Source organism: Microbispora sp. H11081 (assembly GCF_012999535.1).
Classification (GTDB): domain Bacteria; phylum Actinomycetota; class Actinomycetes; order Streptosporangiales; family Streptosporangiaceae; genus Microbispora.
In genome coordinates this window covers 40426-59650 of record NZ_JABBWV010000019.1, presented here as the reverse complement: position 1 = coordinate 59650, position 19225 = coordinate 40426, and the positions used below count along the sequence as shown (strand labels likewise).

18 protein-coding genes are annotated in these 19225 nt (G+C 70.7%); 12 read left to right on the top strand and 6 right to left on the bottom strand.

The window, feature by feature from the left end; translation table 11 throughout:
• Positions 1-26: 26 nt before the first annotated feature.
• Entirely contained in the window at positions 27-1040 is a 1014-nt protein-coding gene (locus HHX31_RS30940) for a mechanosensitive ion channel family protein (protein WP_311932368.1), read from the bottom strand.
• 474 nt (positions 1041-1514) lie between these two features.
• Entirely contained in the window at positions 1515-1775 is a 261-nt protein-coding gene (locus tag HHX31_RS30935; protein WP_030509616.1) for a hypothetical protein, read from the bottom strand.
• 336 nt (positions 1776-2111) lie between these two features.
• Here HHX31_RS30935 and HHX31_RS30930 point away from each other — a divergent pair, with 336 nt between their 5' ends.
• From HHX31_RS30930 to purU, 4 genes are all read left to right on the top strand, one after another.
• Positions 2112-3701: an XRE family transcriptional regulator gene (locus HHX31_RS30930; protein WP_169952862.1), complete on the top strand. Its 1590-nt coding sequence runs from the start codon at positions 2112-2114 to the stop codon at positions 3699-3701.
• 21 nt (positions 3702-3722) lie between these two features.
• Entirely contained in the window at positions 3723-4289 is a 567-nt protein-coding gene (locus HHX31_RS30925; RefSeq protein ID WP_311932366.1) for a GNAT family N-acetyltransferase, read from the top strand.
• Between the two features lie 242 nt (positions 4290-4531).
• Positions 4532-6457: a tetratricopeptide repeat protein gene (locus tag HHX31_RS30920; protein WP_311932365.1), complete on the top strand. Its 1926-nt coding sequence runs from the start codon at positions 4532-4534 to the stop codon at positions 6455-6457.
• 80 nt (positions 6458-6537) lie between these two features.
• Positions 6538-7386 carry a formyltetrahydrofolate deformylase gene (purU, locus tag HHX31_RS30915; RefSeq protein WP_169952858.1) on the top strand — a complete coding sequence of 283 codons (849 nt, stop codon included), beginning with the start codon at positions 6538-6540 and terminating at the stop codon, positions 7384-7386.
• 2 nt (positions 7387-7388) lie between these two features.
• On the opposite strand, the gene HHX31_RS30910 is transcribed toward purU, so the two are convergent.
• Positions 7389-9452: a prolyl oligopeptidase family protein gene (locus tag HHX31_RS30910; RefSeq protein WP_169952856.1), complete on the bottom strand. Its 2064-nt coding sequence runs from the start codon at positions 9450-9452 to the stop codon at positions 7389-7391.
• Positions 9453-9751: 299 nt separating this feature from the next.
• On the opposite strand from HHX31_RS30910, the gene HHX31_RS30905 reads away from it, so the two are divergent.
• The 3 genes from HHX31_RS30905 to HHX31_RS30895 are packed head-to-tail and all read left to right on the top strand — an operon-like array spanning position 9752 to position 11358.
• Entirely contained in the window at positions 9752-10261 is a 510-nt protein-coding gene (locus HHX31_RS30905) for an HNH endonuclease (protein WP_169952854.1), read from the top strand.
• A 6-nt stretch (positions 10262-10267) separates the two neighbouring features.
• The gene (locus HHX31_RS30900; protein WP_169952852.1) at positions 10268-11086 is read left to right on the top strand and encodes a GNAT family N-acetyltransferase; all 819 of its coding nucleotides are present in this window, start codon (positions 10268-10270) and stop codon (positions 11084-11086) included.
• Between the two features lie 50 nt (positions 11087-11136).
• Positions 11137-11358: a zinc ribbon domain-containing protein gene (locus HHX31_RS30895; RefSeq protein WP_169952850.1), complete on the top strand. Its 222-nt coding sequence runs from the start codon at positions 11137-11139 to the stop codon at positions 11356-11358.
• Positions 11359-11422: 64 nt separating this feature from the next.
• On the opposite strand, the gene HHX31_RS30890 is transcribed toward HHX31_RS30895, so the two are convergent.
• Positions 11423-11917 carry a YafY family protein gene (locus HHX31_RS30890; RefSeq protein WP_169952848.1) on the bottom strand — a complete coding sequence of 165 codons (495 nt, stop codon included), beginning with the start codon at positions 11915-11917 and terminating at the stop codon, positions 11423-11425.
• Here HHX31_RS30890 and HHX31_RS36090 point away from each other — a divergent pair.
• Positions 11897-12409, top strand: coding sequence for a nuclear transport factor 2 family protein (locus HHX31_RS36090; protein ID WP_211590562.1), 513 nt, complete (start codon positions 11897-11899; stop codon positions 12407-12409). The two genes, HHX31_RS30890 and HHX31_RS36090, sit on opposite strands and share 21 nt — an antisense overlap.
• Positions 12294-13163 (top strand): GNAT family N-acetyltransferase, encoded by an 870-nt coding sequence (locus HHX31_RS30880; RefSeq protein WP_211590561.1) that lies wholly within the window; start codon positions 12294-12296, stop codon positions 13161-13163. Before HHX31_RS36090 ends, HHX31_RS30880 begins: the two co-directional genes overlap by 116 nt.
• Before the next feature lie 25 nt (positions 13164-13188).
• Here the strand turns inward: HHX31_RS30880 and HHX31_RS30875 are convergent, their stop codons facing one another.
• Positions 13189-13407, bottom strand: coding sequence for a helix-turn-helix domain-containing protein (locus tag HHX31_RS30875; protein WP_311932360.1), 219 nt, complete (start codon positions 13405-13407; stop codon positions 13189-13191).
• Positions 13408-13611: 204 nt separating this feature from the next.
• On the opposite strand from HHX31_RS30875, the gene HHX31_RS30870 reads away from it, so the two are divergent.
• The 3 genes from HHX31_RS30870 (at position 13612) to pip (ending at position 17239) form a co-directional block, all read left to right on the top strand.
• Positions 13612-15303: an alpha/beta hydrolase domain-containing protein gene (locus HHX31_RS30870; protein ID WP_169952846.1), complete on the top strand. Its 1692-nt coding sequence runs from the start codon at positions 13612-13614 to the stop codon at positions 15301-15303.
• Between the two features lie 369 nt (positions 15304-15672).
• Positions 15673-16128 carry a hypothetical protein gene (locus tag HHX31_RS30865; RefSeq protein ID WP_169952844.1) on the top strand — a complete coding sequence of 152 codons (456 nt, stop codon included), beginning with the start codon at positions 15673-15675 and terminating at the stop codon, positions 16126-16128.
• Between the two features lie 148 nt (positions 16129-16276).
• Positions 16277-17239 (top strand): prolyl aminopeptidase, encoded by a 963-nt coding sequence (pip, locus tag HHX31_RS30860; RefSeq protein ID WP_169952842.1) that lies wholly within the window; start codon positions 16277-16279, stop codon positions 17237-17239.
• Positions 17240-17314: 75 nt separating this feature from the next.
• On the opposite strand, the gene ilvD is transcribed toward pip, so the two are convergent.
• Complete coding sequence (ilvD, locus tag HHX31_RS30855; RefSeq protein WP_169952840.1) at positions 17315-19156, bottom strand: dihydroxy-acid dehydratase; 1842 nt, start codon at positions 19154-19156, stop codon at positions 17315-17317.
• Positions 19157-19225 lie beyond the last annotated feature (69 nt).

Sequence of the window (19225 nt, the reverse complement as noted above, 5' to 3'; positions counted from 1 at the left end):
CCTAAGCCAGCTACCGATCGGTAATATCAGGAGGCGAAGGTGAGGCTCTTCTCGTCGAATGCCCGCTTGACCCGCAGCCGCAGCTCGCGGGCGACCTCCAGGTGCCGTGCGGGCACGGTCTTCGCGCTGACGCGGAAGATAACGGACGAGCCCGACATCGACTCCAGGCCGAAGACCTGCGGCTCCTCGACGACGATCGTGTCCCGGAACTCCGGGTCCTCCCACAAGTCGGTGGCGATGCCCGTCAGCAGCTCGCGGACCGTCGCCACGTCGCTGTCGTACGGCACGGGGACATCCACCACGGCCCTCGACCAGCCCTGCGACTCGTTGCCGACCCGGGTGATCGTGCCGTTGCGCACGTACCAGACCTTTCCGTCGGCGTCACGCAGGCGGGTGATGCGGAGCGTGACGGCCTCCACCGTGCCGACCGCCACACCGGTGTCGATCACGTCGCCCACGCCGTACTGGTCCTCAAGGAGCATGAACATGCCGGCGATGAAGTCCTTGACCAGCTCCTGGGCGCCGAAGCCGACCGCCACACCGAGGATGCCGATGCTGGTGAGCAACGGCGTGATGGCGATCCCGAGCTTCGCGAAAATCATCAGCGCCGCGGTGCCCAGGACCACTACGGACGCTAGGCTCCGCAGCACCGAGCCCATCGTCTCTGCCCGGGCCCTGCGGCGCTCCGTCATGATCGCCGTCGCCGCTTCCGTGCTGGTCAGCACGGCCTTGCCGCGCAGCCGCTCCGGCAGCACGCCCACGCTGGCCCGCACGGTGACCCGCGTGATCAGCCGGTGCACGACGTTGCGGACGATCAGCGCGCCCGCCATGATCAAAGCGATCAGGAGCAGCACGTCGACGATGCCGCCCAGGAGTTGCACCCAGGCGGGAAAGTCTCTCTCGGGGAAGACGCTGTTCAGGACCGTGCAGAAGATGCCCTCGTTGTTCGCGCACGCCGCCGAGACCTTCGCGGCGACCACGTCGGGGTCGGGCACTACGGTCTGCTCAGGGCCGGGCGTCACGGGCGACAGCGGTAACACGAGGTGGATCCCCCTTGGATCGATTCAACGGCAGGTCATGGACGTAGCCAATACTGCCGACTGATCCGGCCCGCGTCACATCGCCGGGGTAGACGGAAGCGTGTCCCGTCCGGGGCCGCGGAGGGCGGACCGGACACGCTCCAGTGACGGAGGCAGGGCGAGGGCGCGCACCCGGAAGCGTGCCCGTCGCCGTTCTCCACAGGGGGATCCCCCTCGATCACCGCCCGGCCCCCCCTGCTCGACGGGGCCGGACGGCGGTCCATGATGCCGGCGGGCCGGGGGGCCCGCCGGTAGAGCCAGAATGCGGACGGGCCGGGGGCGGGCTGGACGCCGCAGCGTCGCGTCGCGCAGGGGCGGCACGACGGCCACGCTCCGCACCGGGCGTCCTGCCCGCCCCCCTAGGCCGCGGTGGATGCGGCGGCACCATGGCGACTGCGTCTTCAGCGCCTCCACCTCGATGGCCGCCACCTTCCCCTACTCGCTCACCGCGGCGAGCACACGGGCCACCTTCGTGGCCGCTCCGGCGGGGTCGTCCGCCCGGTGCATCCGCTCACCCCAGGACCACCAGTAGTCGGCCGCCTGGCAGACGACGTTCTCCGTGAGGCTCGTCGCGTCGGGGTTGATCACGCGCACGTAGGCGCGGCCCGACGGGGTGCGCACGACTCGCGCGAGCAGACCCCGCGCGTCGAGTTCGGCCACCAGATGCTCCAGGCGCCGGAAATCGTCCTCCCCCACCGTGACTTCCTCCTTTGTTTCCGTTCGCAGGCAGAATGTCTACTTTGCGTTCCCGTCTGTTCACTCTGGTGCGCCAAAGATGGCTCACAGAAGTGCTCGGGTCAACGAGGGCCTAAGTGGCTGCGGTGAAGGAAAACCCCTGCTGGTTGAAAGAAAACCCCTATCGGGGGACGATCCTTAGTCGGCAGGTTCGCATTGGGGGCTTGGCCGGGCCAACTATGGTCCATCATTATGGTGTGGTCGGAGCGCGACGGCGGCGTCACTCTCGGTCACATGGTGAGGGGCCGCTCGAGACCACGGGCTGCGAAAGCGGCCGGCCGCGAGAGAGGGGCCGGAATGTCCGGCAGGCAACACAGGGAGACGGAGATCGCGCGCCGCATTCGGGCGCGGGGCCTGGCCGCCGGGCGCGGGCTGGCCGAGATCGCCGAGGAGATCCACAACGACTGCGGGCCACAGTTCGGCACGACCAGGATCAAGGCACACCGCCTCTCGTACGGCGTGGCGCTCGCCGATGTGATCGAGCAGGTGCGCGCTCTCTTCGAGAGGGACGGAAAAGCCGTCCCCGGCATCGGAGAGACGCTACTGTCCGCGTACGAGTCGGGCATGAAGCGGCCCGGCCCGGAGTATCTCCACTACTTGTGCTCGGTCTATCGGGTGGAACCGCTGGCCCTCGGGTTCGAGAGCCCGTGTATATGCGGCCACGGACATGCCGCCGAGTTAAGTAGTGGAGCCCCACAAGAGGACAGACCTGACACTTCACCCGCTCCGTGGGTGGCGCCGGCCCCGTCGGGCGGTGCGATCCCCACGACGCACGGGGGCGAGGAGGACGAGAACGTGCTACGGAGGACGCTATTGAGGCTCCTCGCCGGCGGCGCCGTCGGGGCGACCGGCCTCCAAGAGCTCAACGAAGAGGTGCTCGGCGCGGTGGAGAACCTCCGTCGGCGTATGGACGAAACCATGGTCTCGGCCACCGTGTCGCCGGCGATGCTCGACCAGTGGGAACAGGCCACGTCCGGCTTCGGGCGGCAGTACATGAACACCCCGCCCGTACGGCTGCTCTGCGACGTCATGCTGGAGTTCGCCGCGGTGCGCAAGTCACTGGACCGCCGCCAGCCCGTCGACGTGCAGGAGCGGCTGTGCCGGATGGCGGCCCAGCTCGCCGGGCTCTCCGGGATGATCATGATCGACCTGGGAGACCAGCGGATGGCCCGGTCGTTCTTCCGCACCGGCAGGATCGCGGCCGACGAGACCGGGGACCGCGCGCTGCGGGCCTGGGTGACCGCCAGAGAGGCGCTGGTCCCGCTCTACTACGGCGACCCGCGCGAGGCGCTCACGCTGGCGAAGAAGAGCCGCGACCTGGCCGGCCACACCCCTTGCGCCGCGAGGACCATGGCGCCGGTCGTCGAGGCGAGGGCACTGGCGAAGATCGCCGGCGTCAACGGCTCGCGGCACGAGGTTGTCGAGCAGGCCAAGCGGGCCCTGCACCGCGCCAGGGCGGCCTTCCAGCAGATGAGCGACAGCGACCGGGAGGACCCGGCCTTCGGCTACACCGAGCGGCAGCTCTACTTCTACCAGGGCGACGTCCTGGTGAAGCTGGGGCAGACCGTGGAGGCCGACGTGATCCTGCAGCAGGCGCTCGACAAGTACACGGACGAGGACCTGCTCGACCAGACGCTGATCCGCTTCGACCGGGCGATGTGCCGGCTCATCGACGGCGACTTCCAGGCGGCGATCCAGCTGGGCAGGGAGGCCATCGAACTGGTCGACAAGGACCACAGGACCGACCTGCTGCTCAAACCGGCGTACGACCTGGCGAAGGCGATCAGGGCCAAGCACGGTGACTCCGCCGAATTGCAGGAGTTCTGCGAGGTGATCAAGGAGAGCCGCGTTACGATCCCGCCGGAGCTGCTCCGGGACGCCGGGTGACGTGCGTGGCGAGGAGGACGTGTGGCAGGTGACGCGCTGGCGGGACATCTCGATCCGGGAGATCCCGTGAGAGGCGGGGAGAGCGGGATCGCGCCGCTGAGGATCCGGCGGTACCGCTGGTCGGATCTCGACGCGGTGTGGTCCCTCCACCAGATCGGCCTGGCCCAGGTGGGCGTGGTGCCGGGTGACGGCGTCTACTACGACGACGACTTCCCGCGGATCACCGAGATCTACCTGGCGGCCGGGGGTGAATTCCTCGTCGGGGAGGTGCCCGGGACGGGACTCGTCGCGATGGGCGGCCTGCGGCGCATCGACGCCGGCACCGCCGAGATGTGCCGGCTGCGGGTCCACCCCGAACACCAGCGGCGCGGCTACGGCGCGCGGATCACGCAGGAGCTCGAGGAGCGGGCGCGCAGGCTCGGTTACACGACGTTGCGCGGGGACACCACCCTGCGCCAGGTCGCCGCGCTGGAGCTCTACCGCAAATCCGGCTGGCGGGAGCTGCGGCGTGAGGCGTGTGGCGACAACGTGGTTATTTATATCGAGAAGCAACTGAATGGTGTGGTCTCCCCGCTTTTCTCCCGATAGATAATGCTTCCATCCCTTGGCGGATAGCTGATCCCTGCGAATACTTGTGCCTTGTCCACAAGAGTGGGGAGAGGCGCCATGAAGAAGATCATGATCCGTAAGCCGGGGACGACGAAGCTGAGCGGAACGTCGAGCGTCATCCACAAGGGGTGAGTGTCCTCCCGAACCACATCTGGGTCCGGGGAGACCTCTCCCGCGACCGTGTAGCGGCCCTCCGAGCGCTGGAGAACCATGCCTTGGGGGTGCCGCCCCCAGTGGCGCCCGTGGTCAACGGGCACCGACGGCTGCGCGGTCCGTACACGATCGGTGGCGCGCTCCTGCGCGCCCTCGTGCCGGTCGCTGTGGAGCGCTCCCCGGGCCTGGTGGCGGAGCACGACATCGAGATCCGCGCCGTCGCACCCGGCCTGCGCGCTCTGGTGCCGGCACGGCGGCAGCCCATCGAGGACCGCCTGACCGAGGACGAGCGGATCCTCGTGCCCGCGCCACGCCGCACGCTGCGGCTCGCCAACGGCGTCGCCGAGTTCGTGCGCGACTGCCTGGAGGGGCCGCGGACGCTGCTGGTGGACAACCTGCACGAGGCCGATCCCGCCGACCGCGAACTGCTGCGCGTCTTGGCGCGCCGGGTGCCGGGCCTGACGCTGGCGGTGGGCTCGGCCGAGCCGCCATGGGAGGGCATGCGGCCGGTGGAGGCGCCGGCCCATGGCGGGCCGCCCGGTGACTACATCGCCTCGGACGGCACCTCCGACGACCCCCGGGCCTACGAGGCGTACCTGTCGCTGCCGCCGGAGGAACGCGCGCGCAGGCACGACAGGCGCGCCGCCGAGCTGAGGGCCGATGACGCGGCGGTGGAGCACGCCCTGGGCGCGGTGCCGTATCACCTGGAGCACGGCGGCGACCCGGACGCGGCGGCGCGGGCGCTGTGGGCGGCGGTGGACCACTGCGTCACCGAGGGGTTCCTCCACGCCGTCGTGGAGCTGGGCTCGCGCGGCCTGCGGCTGGTGGAGCCGGGCTCGGAGCTGTGGTGGCGTTTCACCCAGCGCACCGCGACCGCCCTGGCGGGGCTGGGCCGGCGCGCGCAGGCGCAGGAGCTGTACGACCAGGCCCGGCGGGTCAGCGTCGATCCCGCCGTGCACGCGGCCGCCGCGTACGGCACCGCGATGCTCGACGCGCGCGACCACGACCCGGCGCGCCGTGACCTGGCCAGGGCGAGGGGCTGGATCAACGAGGCGATAGCGATATCCACGCTGCTGCCCGACCGGCGGACGCGGGCCTTCAAGCTCGGCTTCGACCAGAACGCCCGTGCGCTGATCGAGCTGCGGGAGGGGCGGGCCGACGAGGCGCTCGGCCTGGTGCAGTCGGCCATCGACCTGGCCGAACGGGACCTTCCGCAGGACGCCCACCCCGTGCACCGCATGGTGCTGTTCGCCAACCGCGCGCAGCTTCTCGCGCGCCTGGGGCGCACGCGGGAGGCGCTGGCCGACTTCGACCGCGCCGTCGCGATCGACCCGGGCTTCCCCGACCACTATCTCGACCGGGGCAACCTGCTGTTCGGGACGGGCCGCACGCGGGAGGCGCTGGCCGACTACGAGACCGCGATCCGGGTGAGCCCGCCGCTGCCCGAGGCGTACTACAACCGGGCCGAGCTGCGCCTGGCCGGCGGGGACCTGGAGGGCGCCCTGGCCGACCTCGGCCACGTGCTCGAACTCGATCCCGGCTACCTCGACGCGTACGTCAACCGGGCCGGCGTGCTGGAGATGCTCGGCGACCACGAGGCCGCGAGGCGCGACGTCGAGGCGGGGCTCGCGCTGGACCCGGGGAACGCTCACCTGCACGCCGTGCTGGGGCAGCTGGAGACCGAGGCCGGACGCTACGCGGAGGCGGCCCTGGCGTTCGACGCGGCGCTGGCCGCCGACGCCCGCCTGGCCTCCGCCTGGGCGAACCGAGCGACCCTGCGGTTCGAGACCGGCGACGCGCCGGGCGCGGTGGACGACCTGACACGGGCGATCGAGCTGGGCGAGGACGCCGCCCTGTACTTCAACAGGGCCACCGCGCTCGACGCGCTCGGCCGTGGCAGGGAGGCGCTGTCCGACCTGCGCCGGGCGCTGGCCCTGGCTCCCCACGACCCCGACGTACGCGCCGCGCTGGAACGGCACGACAAGGAGGGATGAGCGGGCTGCGTCTGGCCGCGCCCGTAGGGCCGCTGGCCCTACGCTTGACCAGATACGTCGCCGCTGTCGAGGATCTGAGCATGAGCGCTGAGTACGTGCTGACCCTGTCCTGCCCGGACCGGCCCGGAGTGGTCGCGGCCGTCTCCGGGCTGCTGGCCGGGAAGGGCTGCAACATCATCGAGAGCCAGCAGTTCGGCGACCCGGTCGAGGCGCGGTTCTTCATGCGCGTGCAGTTCGCCAGCGGGTCCGCCGTCGACGAGTTGCGGGCCGACTTCGCCTCGCTCGCGCCGGAGTTCTCCATGGAGTTCCAGCTCTTCGACCTCGCGGTGCGGACCCGCGTGCTGGTGCTCGTCAGCCGGTTCGACCACTGCCTCAACGACCTGCTCTACCGCGTGCGCTCCGGACTGCTGCCGATCGAGATCGTGGGCGTGGCGTCCAACCACCCCGACCTGCGCCCGCTCACCCAGTCGAACGGGGTGGACTACCACCACCTGCCGGTCACCCCGGAGACCAAGCCGCGGCAGGAGGCGGAGATCCTCACCCTGGTCGACCACTACCAGGCCGACCTGGTGGTGCTGGCCCGCTACATGCAGGTGCTGTCGGAGGACATGTGCGCCAAGCTCTCCGGGCGCATGATCAACATACATCACTCGTTCCTGCCGTCGTTCAAGGGCGCCAAGCCGTACCACCAGGCGTACTCCCGGGGCGTGAAGCTGATCGGCGCGACGGCGCACTACGTGACGGCCGACCTCGACGAAGGGCCGATCATCGAACAGGAGGTGGCGCGGGTGAACCACACCCACTCGCCGGAGGACCTCGCCGCGATCGGCCGTGACCTCGAATGCCAGGCGCTCGGCCGGGCCGTCCGCTGGCACGCGGAGCACCGCGTGCTGTTGGACGGCCACAAGACCGTCGTCTTCCCCCGCTGAGGTCAGCCCACCTTCAGGCCGGTGTGCCTGGCCAGGAACGCGAGCTGGTCGGCCGCGAGCTCGACCGACCGGCTCACGGCCCGGGCGCCGTGACCCACCTCGGCCTCGTTGCGCAGCAGGATCGGGCGGTCGCCGGCCTGCGCGTGCTGCAGGGCCGCCGCCATCTTCCACGCGTGCAGAGGATGGACGCGGCTGTCGGAGGCGAACACGGCGAACAGCGTGGCCGGGTACGACACCCCCTCGCGGACGTGGTGGTACGGCGAGTAGCCCCACAGCCAGGCGAACTCCTCAGGCACCTCGGCCGAGCCGTACTCGACGTTCCAGGTCGCGCCGAGACCGAACTTCTCGTAGCGGATCATGTCGAGCAGCGGGGCCGAGCAGACGACGGCCGCGTACAGGTCGGGGCGCTGGGTGAGCGCCGCGCCGACGAGCAGCCCGCCGTTTGAGCCGCCGGAGATGGCCAGCTGGTCGGGGCTGGTGACGCCGGTGGCGATGAGGTGCTCGGCCGCGGCGTGCAGGTCGTCGAAGACGTTCTGCTTGTGGCCGAGCATGCCGGCCCGGTGCCACTGCTCGCCCTCCTCGCCGCCGCCGCGCAACTGGGCGACCGCGTAGACGCCGCCCGCCTCGACCCACGCAAGGGTGGTGGCGGAGAAGCCCGGGTTCATCGAGATCCCGAAACCGCCGTAGCCGTACAGGATGGTGGGGCGGGGCCCAGAGCCGGGACGCGACGTGATCAGCATGTGCACCTCGGTGCCGTCCGCCGTACGGTAGACCACCTGCTCGCTGGTCGCCTCGGGCACCTCGACCGCGCCGGGGGGCGAAGCCCACAGGCTCGTCTCGCCGGTCAGCGCGTCGTAGTGGTAGACCGCGGTCGGGGTGATCTCGTCGGTGTAGCTGAACCAGGCCTCGTGCCCGCCCTCCGGCCGCTCGACGATCCCGCCGATCGAGCCGAGCCCCGGCAGGGGGACCTCGCCGGTCCGCTCGCCGCTCTCCAGCGCGTGCACGGAGATCTCGCCGATGGCGTGCCGGGTCCAGCCGACGAGCAGGACCGGCTCCGCCATGCCGTCGAGGATCGCGAAGTCGGACAGCACCGCCTCGGCGTCCTCGGGGATCAGGTCGCGCCAGTGCTCGAAACCTGGCGTCAGCGGCGAGGTGACACAGACGCGCCCGCGCGGGGCGTCGCGGTCGGTGAAGACGTAGAGGCGCCCGTCACGGCCGAAGTGGAGCCCGGTCTGGGCGTCGACGTCCTGCTGCACGGTGACCAGTTCCGGCGCCTCGGGCGACGAGGAGGTCAGGTCGGCCACCCACAGGTCGTTGCGCGGGGCCGTCCCCTGGGAGGCGGAGACCGACAGCCATCTGCCGTCGAGGGAGACCGACACCCCGTAGTAGTTGGTCTTCTCCAGGCCCTCGCCGAAGACCAGCACGTCGTCGTCGGGGGAGGTGCCGACACGGTGCAGGTAGACGCGCCGGTGATACTGCTCCTCGCCCGCCGGGACCAGCGAGGGCGCCAGCCTGCGCACGTAGTAGAACGCCTCGCCGCCGGGCAGCCAGGCCACGGGGGAGTAGCGGCAGCGGTCGATCGGCCCCTCGACGACCTCTCCCGTCGCCACGTCGACGACGTACAGGCGCGACTCCTCGTCGCCGCCCACGGAGATCTGGTAGGCCAGCCGGTTGCCCTCCTTGTCCGGCTGGTAGGAGTCGAGCGTGGTCAGGCCCGAGGCGTCCAGGGCGGTCGGGTCGAGCAGCACGCGCTCGCCGTCTCCCTCACCGACGTACAGGACCGGATGCTCCTGGTCGGGGGCGCGGCGGGTGAAGAAGCGGCGTCCTCCGCGCCAGGACGGCGTCCCCACCGAGCCCGAGCGCAGCAGTTCGGCGACGCGCGCCCGGAAGTGGTCGCGCCCTTCCAGCTCGGCGGACCGGAACAGGCTCTCCTGGGCGTCCAGCCACTCCTTCGTCGCCGGATCGTCCGGGTCCTCCAGCCACCGGTACGGGTCGGGGACGGGCGTTCCGTGGAGATCGTCGACGATGTCGTCACGGCGGGCTGGCGGGTACGGCGGTCGGCTCATGCTGGCACTTTAAATCAGCTGGACGACTGCGACGGTACATCGGCCGTACCCGGCCAAGACGGGAATAAAGGGGTGATCGGCTGGGCATAGATGCAGCAGGCGTCCCAGTCGTTCACCTCACGGACCCTTTTATGGGTGGCGAAGGGGTCGCGGTAAAGGCCACACTTTGGTGAGGGGCGGTGCCGTGGTGACCATCCGCTGGGCCGTCCGGCGGAGGTCCCTGTGACGGAAGCACGCGGGTCCCAACAGGCGGGCCCACAACCCAGGCGCACAGCCGAGATCGCTGTGGAGGCCGGCTGATGCGCCAAGTCCTGCTCCTCAATGCCACATACGAGCCGTTGACCACGCTCTCCCTGCACAGGGCCGTCATCCTGGTGCTCAGGGAGAAGGCGGATGTCGTGCACCGGGACGGCCGGGGCGCGGTGCTCCACTCGGCCACCCGCACGCTCGACGTCCCTTCGGTGATCCGGCTCCGGCGCTACGTCCGCATTCCCTATCGGACGCGCATCCCGCTCACCCGCGCGGCGCTCATGCGCAGGGACAACTTCCGCTGCGCCTACTGCGGCCAGCGGGCCGAGACCATCGACCACGTCATCCCGCGGTCCAAGGGAGGCCCCCACACCTGGGAGAACTGCGTCGCCTCGTGCACTCCGTGCAACCACAGGAAGGCCGACAGGCTGCTGGAGGAGCTGGGCTGGGCGCTGCGCGTCGCCCCCGCGGTGCCGCACGGCGCGCACTGGCGCCTCATCGGCGCGCAACTCGACGGTGATCCGCTGTGGGCGCCCTACCTGTCGGAGACGGCGGCCTGATCCGGCATGAGATGGGTGATCACCACCGAGGTCGAGGCGTACGCCGCGGCGGCCGAGCCCTGGCTGCTGCGTGATCCCGTCCGCAACACGGTCCTGCTGACCGCGCTGCGCGGCATCCGTAGCGGCCAGTTCACCGGCGATCACCTGCTGGCCTGGCTGGAGGACGACGACGGCACGGTGGCGGGGGCGGCGTGCCGGACCCCGCCGTACCCGCTCGCGTTCGGCGACGTCCCCCTGGCGGCGCTTCCCCTGCTGGCCCGCGACCTGATGGACATGGAGACGGACGTCCTGGAGGCCGGCGGTCCCGTGCGCGTCGTGGAGGCGTTCGCGGACGCCTGGTGGCGGCCGGAGACGCGCCGCCGGTCCGAGCGCCTCTACCGTCTCGGCGCGCTGCGGGCGCCCCGCGCGGAGGGGAAGCCCCGGGTCGCGGGCCCAGGCGACCTGCCGATGGCCGTGCGCTTCTTCCGGGCGTTCCAGGACGAGGCGCACGTCGACCGTACGGCCGATCCCACCCCGGTCGTCGCCGCGCGGCTCAACCGCGAGGAACTGGTCTGGTGGGAGGACGGCGAGCGCCCCGTGGCCATCGCGGGGACCTCCGCGCCGATCGCCGGGATGTCCAGGATCGGGCCCGTCTACACCCCGCCCGACCTGCGCGGGCGCGGCTACGGCAGCGCCGTCACCCACGCGGCCAGCAGGAAGGCGCTGGACGACGGCGCGACCGAGGTGCTGCTGTTCACCGATCTCGACAACCCGACGTCGAACTCCATCTACCAGCGGCTCGGCTTCTCGCCCGTCACGGACTACGCGAGCATCCGGTTCGGCTGATCGGGGGCCGCCCGATGTCGCGCCGCGACGGCGGGCCGTAGGCTTGAGACATGCCTCGCTATGACTACCGTTGCCGCGCGTGCGGATCGACGTTCGAGCTCAACCGTCCCATGGCCGAGGCCGGTGACCGGGCGGTGTGCCCCTCCGGCCACGAAGACACCGTGAAGCTGCTGTCCACCGTGGCCGTCACCGGCCGCGCGTCCGGGACCTCCGCCGCCCGCCCGGCGGGTGGCGGAGGCGGCGGGTGCTGCGGCGGTGGCTGCTGCGGCTGACGCGCCACGGCCGCGCGGCCCGTGGGTGTCACGCCCACGGGCCGTACGGCCCTCTCAGGGGGTCCTAGGCCGCGGACGGGCGCCTGACCCGCGGGCGTCGCTGGAACGGCAGGTAGCGCTGGGGCAGGTGGGGGCGGGCCGGCAGGTCGGTCGGCTCGACCGCCAGGATCCGGTCGAAGCGGAAGGCCCTGATCGAGCGGCGCATGCGGCACCAGCCGACCAGGTACCAGAACTCCCGGTGGACCAGGCAGGTCACCGGCTCGACGTCGCGGACGGTCATCCGGCCGGTGCCGTCGTGGTACTGGATGCGGATCACCTGGCGCGTGGTGATCGCGTTGGCCACCACCCGCGCCCGGCGGGCGACGTCCGTGGGCAGTGGGGTGGTCAGGGTGGTCAGGGTCGTGGCGATGACGTCGTCGTCCAGATCGAGGTGCTCGAAAGCGTGGCGCAGGCCGCGCCGGGCGGTGACCGACTGGGGGCCGGCACCGAGGTGAGCGAGTGACAGGGCGAGGGCGGCGAGTTCCTCGGCGGTCAGCGAGTGCCGAATGACGTTGGCCATATTTCGACAATAGCGACGAGGACTGACATTTTTCCGAACGCCTTATCGGATGGTCACCATCGTGTCGCCGCCGTGCCAGCCATTACTTCCCTGCGCGACGGCCGGAGAATTCGAGTCGGCGACGACGGCGAGCCCGGCACCACCGTCCCGGCGCAGACCCTCAACGGCCGTGACAAGCTGGCCTCCGCCTTCGGCGGGCTGCGGACCTACGACAAGACGACGCACTTCATCGGTCAGAGCACGGTGACCGTCGACGGCGACCGCGCGACCGGGGAACCTACTGCCTGGCGTACCATCTCTGGAGCGAGGAGGGGCAGCGCACCCTCATGCTCATCTCGATCCGCTACCACGACGCCTTCGTCCGGCAGGACAGCCGATGGCTTTTCGCCGAGCGCCGGCTCATCGTCGACTGGGTCGACCGCCGGCCTTCGACCGGCTGACAGACTACGACAAGGTGTTACTTATGGTTACCCCGATCATTCCGGCCGATGACCCGATCAAGCCGGTTGTGGCAGCGTACGCGGCCACCTTCGAGAAGCTCGCCGCTGTCACAGGTCACGCACGACGAGGGCCGAACGGCGCTGTGCTGGCCGTCTCCGGGGCTCCGATCGCCACGCTGAACGCCGTCATCAGCCCCGACGTGGAGCCGATCCCCGACGAGATAGCGGCGCTGGCAGCCTTCGAAGGCCGATGGGAGGTTCCCTGGAGCATCCATGTGCGCGGAGAGGCGGGGCCTCTCGTCACCAAGGTGGCCGCCGAGCACGGGCTGACCCAGTTCACCAGACAGCCGCTGATGATACGCAGGCCCGAGCGAGGACTTCCGGCCGAACCGGCCGTCGACGCCCTGCGTATTCGCGCCGTGCCGGCCGATGAACTCGACCTCTACGCCGAGACTGTCGCCGACGGCTTCGAGGCGCCACGCGAGATGTTCACGGCGATGGCCGACCGATCTCTCGCGAACGTCGACGGGCTCACCTTCTACCTGGCAGAGCTGCGCGGCATACCGGTAGGGACGGGAATGACGGCCGTTTCGGGCGGCTTGACGGGAATCTTCAACATCACCACGCTCCCGGGCCACCGACGGCGGGGTTACGGACGGGCCGTCACGATGGCGATGGTCCGCGCGGGCTACGCCGCCGGCGCCGCCACCGCCTACCTCTACGCGAGCGCGATGGCCGAGTCCGTATACGAGTCGGCCGGCTTCCGCACCGAAGAACACCTGACCGTGATCACCGCTCCGGCGTGAGGCGGCGCCGCGGTGGTTCCCGCGTTCACGCACCACCTGCGCGAGAAGATCGAGCCGCGAGTGCGTTGCGCACCCGGTGCCGGTAGCGCAGCGGTGATTCGCCGACCTCACGTTTGAACGCTGTGCTGAACGCGCTCTCGGAGGCGTACCCCAGCTCCGCCGCCAGCGACCCGACCCGGACGTCCTCGTCGCGGAGAGCGCGCTGCGCCAGCAACACCCGCCAGCGGTTGAGGTAGTTCGACACGTTCGTCCGGCGATGCGGTGACTTTGTGTTGAATTCATCGAAAGTATGACGGTGGCAAGACTATCTTTCGTTCGTATGCGCGGTTAGTGTCTGCGACAGAGACAGCGCGCTGATCCGGACGACCCCCCTCCCGGCCTCTCGCAGCGAGGTGAAGTTTTGCCTGCTCCTCTTGCATCTCTCCGACACGTTCACCGCCACTTCGCCGTGCTCGGCCTCGTAGGCGCGCTGGTCCTGCCCCTCGCGCTCGCCTCTCCCGCGAGCGCGTCCGGGCCCGCCCGGAACGAGACCGCGCCCCGCCCGTCCACCGCGACCGGCGACAGCGTCGCCGATCCCGTGCTCACGGGACCGATCGCGCGCACCACCGCCGTCGGGGATCCCGCGCACGGCTACCCGTTCCTCGCCACCGACGTCGACCTGAAGGCGGCGGGCTACGTCGAGCAGGAGTTCTTCGTATCGGGCACGGCGACGAGGTACGCGACGTCCGGCACGGGCACCGCGACCGTCGTCAGCACGGGCAACCCGTACAGCACGCGCATCGTCGTGCGCCGCCCGGTCTCGCCCCGGGCGTTCAACGGCGTCGTGATCGCCGAGTGGTACAACGTCAGCAACCAGTGGGACCAGGAGGTCGACTGGTTCCAGTCGCACGAGCATCTGATCCGGGAGGGGTACGCCTGGGTCGGCGTCTCCGCCCAGCGCGCCGGAGTGCACTCCGCGACCGGGCTCAAGGCGTGGAGCCCCGCCCGCTACGGAGCCCTCGACGTGACCGCGGGTGGGACGATCAACGACGACAGCCTGTCCTACGACATCTTCAGCCAGGCGGTGAAGGCCGTCCGCAGCCCGGTGGGCATCGACCCGCTCGGCGAGCTGCCCCCGCCCCGGTACGTGATCGCCACGGGCCACTCGCAGTCGGCCGGTCGCCTCGCGAACTATCACAACGGCGTCCAGCCCCTCGCGAACGTCCTCGACGCGGTCGTCCTGCACGGTGGCGGTGGCGTCCTGCGCACCGATCTCGCGACGCCGGTGTTCCGGATCAACTCCGAGGGCGACGTGAGCGGCGGCATCCTGTCGGCGGCGGCCCGCGCCCAGGCCGACTCGCCGGTCCTGACCAGCTGGGAGGTGGCCGGCGCGTCGCACGGCGACTGGAAACTCATCAGGGACTACGGACCGCTGCGCAAGCGTGACATCGGCTCCTATCCCGGGGGTTACCCGGGCGAGCCGCAGACGTGCGCGCTGCCCTCGTTGTCCCGCATTCCGCAGCACATGGTGCAGAACGCGGTCTACGACCACACCGTCGCCTGGGTCGCCCACGGCGTGCGGCCCCCCGCGGCCCCCAAGATCCAGATGGCGGACACGACTCCGCCGGCGGTCGCCCGTGACGACCTCGGTGTCGCGCTGGGCGGCATCCGGCTCGCCCAGCAGGAGGCGCCGCTGCGCGTCAACAGCGGCAGCAACACCGGGCCGGGCTTCTGCTTCCTCGACGGCAGTTCGGTGCCGTTGACCGACGCGCAGCTCGCGGAGCTCTACCCGACCGTGCGGTCGTACGCCGGCGAGGTCGTCGCGACGACGCTCGCCGGTGCCGAGGCCGGCTACATCCCCAGGTCGTTCACCCGCGATCCGGCGTGGTACTCCGACATCCGCGACCTGATCGGCGAGTACGCCGCCGCCGGTCGTATCAGCGGGTCTGTCGCCGCTTCCCTGGAGGACCGTCTCCGGCACGCCGAACGGGCCGGTCTCGCCGGTGACGAGCCTCCTGCCATCGCCCATCTGCGGCAACTCGCCGAACGTGCGGAAAGGCACGTCGAGGACGGCGCGGCGAAGGCCGGAGTGCTGCGTATGACCGAGGCGCTCATCGCGCTCCTCGCGGAGGCGCGGAAGGCGGAGCACAAGGGCCGCTAGCCACGGTCCGCTCCGGTCGGCGGGTCCGCGGGCGTGCCACTCACGCCCGCGGACCGTCACGCGGATCGGTGAATCTTTCACCGATCCGGTGCTGTTTGAAAATCCCGCGAATTCCCGCGCTCGCGGAATTTCGGCGAGCCACCGGCACGAATTCCGCGATCATCGCTGCGTATCGGATCCTGGAGGATCGGCCTGACCGGTACGGCATTTCCGGTCCTCGGCGACGTGCGGTTTCCGCGTCGGGGGTGGCCATGCCTTCCGGCCCGCCGAAAAAGCAGGTTCATTGACGGCGCCGAAGGGAGATGGTGCATTCGCTGTGGCTGCTGTCAGAGGCGTGAGAAGGGATACCCCATGTTCGCGGTTAATTCAGTGAGGCGAGTGCTGGCGGTCGGCGCGACGCTCGTGACGACCGGAGTGCTCAGCCTGGCGCTCGCGCCCACCCCCGCCACGGCGTCCACCATCACGCTGAACGCCACGATCGACTGCCTCAACTACAACAGCTTCGGGGACACCAGGGACTGGTACCCCGTCGGCCCCAGCCTCAGCGCTTCGCCGTACGGGCTGGGGGGGACGCCCAGCCTGGTCGCGGTCCCGGCCACGCACTCGTGGCAGACCACGCATACGCTGCCCAGCGGGACGACGTCGGTCAGCGCCCGCGCCATGTGCAGCCAGGGCCATCAGTACGACATGTACGGCTCGTCCGGCGGTATCACCATCCCCGCGGGAGTCACCACGGTGACGGCCACCTGGGGCTGCACCACGGCTCCGGTCTATCCCGGCCCGTGGATGACCAACTGCAGCGTGCAGTCGGTCTCGTACAGCTGATCGCCGCCGGGACACCGAGCTGGTGAACGCGGGCCGCTCCGGCGGGCCGCGCGGGGCGGGGACGCCGGAACCGGGGTGAGCGGGCGACGGCCCGTCCGCCGCCGGGAAACCGCTTCCCCGCCCATGGCGATCACTGTAGTTTCTCTGGGTGCATCCCCCGATCGAGCCCTACGACCACGGCTATCTGGACACCGGCGACGGCCATCTCGTCTACTGGGAGGTCTGCGGAAACCCCGAGGGCAAGCCCGCGCTCGTCGTCCACGGCGGCCCCGGCTCGGGCTGCACGCCGGGCCGGCGCCGGGCCTTCGACCCCGCACGCTACCGCGTCATCCTCTTCGACCAGCGCAACTGCGGCCGGAGTCTGCCCCATGCGAGCGATCCGGCGGCCGACCTGACGACCAACACCACCCATCACCTGGTCACGGACATGGAACGGCTGCGTGAGCGTCTCGGGGTCGAGCGGTGGCTGCTCCACGGCGGATCCTGGGGCTCCACCCTCATCCTCGCCTACGCCCAAGCCCACCCGGAGCGGGTGTCGGAGATCGTCATCGCCGGTGTCACGATGACCCGCCGCTCCGAGATCGACTGGCTCTACCGGGGAGTCCGCCGGTTCCTCCCTGAGCAGTGGCAGCGCTTCCGCCGCGGGGTCCCCGAGGAGTGGCGCGACGGCGACCTGGTCGCCGCCTACGCGCGGCTGATGTCCGACCCCGACTCCGGCGTGCGGGCCAGGGCCGCTCGCGACTGGACCGCGTGGGAGGACGCGGTGATCTCCCACGAGGTCAACGGCCATCCGGACGCCTACAGTGACCGGCCTTCCCCGGCGCTGCAGGCGTTCGTCCGCATCTGCACGCACTACTTCTCGAACGCCGCATGGCTGGAGGAGGGCGTGCTGCTCCGCGACGCGTACCGGCTGGCGGGCATCCCCGGCGTGCTCGTCCACGGCCGCCTCGACCTCGGCGGACCGCTGGAGACCGCCTGGCAACTCGCCCAGGCGTGGCCCGAGGCGCGTCTGGTCGTGGTGGACGACGCGGGCCACACCGGCAGCGACGCCATGCGCCGGGAGATCGGGGCGGCGCTGGACGGCTTCGCGGGCACCGCGAACGGGCGGTGACCCGCGTGCGTCTCACGAGGGACAACGCCTGACGGCCGCCACCCCCCGACGGGGGTGGCGGCCGTCAGGGACCGGTCAGCGGGACGAGAGCTGCGACAGGTCCCGCGAGGCGCCCGTCGAGGCGGAGGTGGTCAGCGCGGCGTACGCCTGCAGGGCGGCCGACACCGGGCGGTGCCGGTCGCGCGGCCGGTAGCCGCCAAGGTCCGCCAGCAGCCGCTCACGCCGGGCGGCCAGCACGTCCTCGGCCACCTTGAGCTCGATCGAGCGGCCCGGGATGTCGATCTCGATGATGTCGCCGTCCTCGACCAGGGCCATCGTGCCGCCCTCGGCCGCCTCGGGGGACGCGTGGCCGATCGACAGGCCCGAGGTGCCGCCGGAGAAGCGGCCGTCGGTGACCAGCGCGCACGCCTTGCCCAGGCCGCGGCCCTTGAGGAAGCTCGTCGGGTAGAGCATCTCCTGCATCCCCGGACCGCCCTTGGGGCCCTCGTAGCGGATGACGACGACGTCGCCGGGCTTCACCCGGTCGCCGAGGATGCCCTCGACGGCGTCCTCCTGCGACTCGAACACGACGGCCGGTCCCGAGAAGCGCCAGATCGACTCGTCCACACCGGCCGTCTTGACCACGCAGCCGTCCAGGGCGAGGTTGCCGTACAGCACGGCGAGGCCGCCGTCCTTCGTGTAGGCGTGGTCGAGGTCGCGGATGCAGCCCTCGGCGCGGTCGACGTCGAGCGACTCCCAGCGGGCATCCTGCGAGTACGGCTTGACCGTCCGCACGTTGCCGGGGGCCGCGTGCCACAGTTCCATGGCCTCGTCGGTGACCTCGGGAGACTTGGGGTCCCACTTGGCGATGTACTCCGCGATGGACGCGGAGTGGACGGTCGGCAGGTCGCGGTGGAGCAGACCGGCCCGGTCCAGCTCGCCGAGGATGCCGGGGATGCCGCCGGCCCGGTGCACGTCCTCGACGTGGTACTTCATGGTCGCCGGGGCGACCTTGCACAGGCACGGCACGCGCAGCGACAGCTCGTTGATCTCCTTGAGCCCGAAGTCGACGCCCGCCTCGCGCGCGGCGGCCAGGATGTGGAGGATCGTGTTGGTCGAGCCGCCCATGGCGACGTCGAGCGCCATCGCGTTCTCGAACGCATCGCGGGTGGCGATGTTCCTGGGCAGGACGGACTCGTCGTCCTGCTCGTAGTAGCGCCGGGTGAGGTCGACGATCTGCCGTCCCGCGTTCTCGAACAGAGCCTTGCGGGCCTTGTGCGTGGCCAGCGTGGTGCCGTTGCCCGGCAGGGCCAGGCCGATCGCCTCCGCGAGGCAGTTCATGGAGTTGGCGGTGAACATGCCGCTGCAGGACCCGCAGGTCGGGCAGGCGTTCTCCTCCATCTCCAGGAGTTCGGAGTCCGACACGCTCGTGTCGGCGGAGGCGATCATCGGGTCGATCAGGTCGAGCTTCCGGCCGGGGACCTTGCCGGCCTCCATCGGCCCGCCCGACACGAAGATCGTGGGGATGTTGAGCCGGAAGGCGGCGAGCAGCATCCCGGGCGTGATCTTGTCGCAGTTCGACACGCAGACGAGCGCGTCGGCGCAGTGCGCGTTGACCATGTACTCGACCGCGTCGGCGATCAGCTCGCGGGACGGCAGCGAGTAGAGCATGCCGCCGTGGCCCATCGCGATGCCGTCGTCCACGGCGATCGTGTTGAACTCACGCGGGACGGCTCCGGCCTCGCTGACCGCGCCTGCCACCACCTCGGCGACCTCGCGCAGGTGCACGTGGCCGGGCACGAACTGGGTGAAGCTGTTGGCGATCGCCACGATCGGCTTGCCGAGGTCGCTGCCCGCTACGCCCGTGGCCCTGAGCAGCGCACGGGCGCCGGCCATGTTCCTGCCGTGAGTGACAGTGCGGGACCTGAGAGCGGGCATCGAGGGACCCCCATCTGGAGACTACTGAGTCTTCAAATGGTACGGCCACCGCCCGGCCGCCGAGACCGC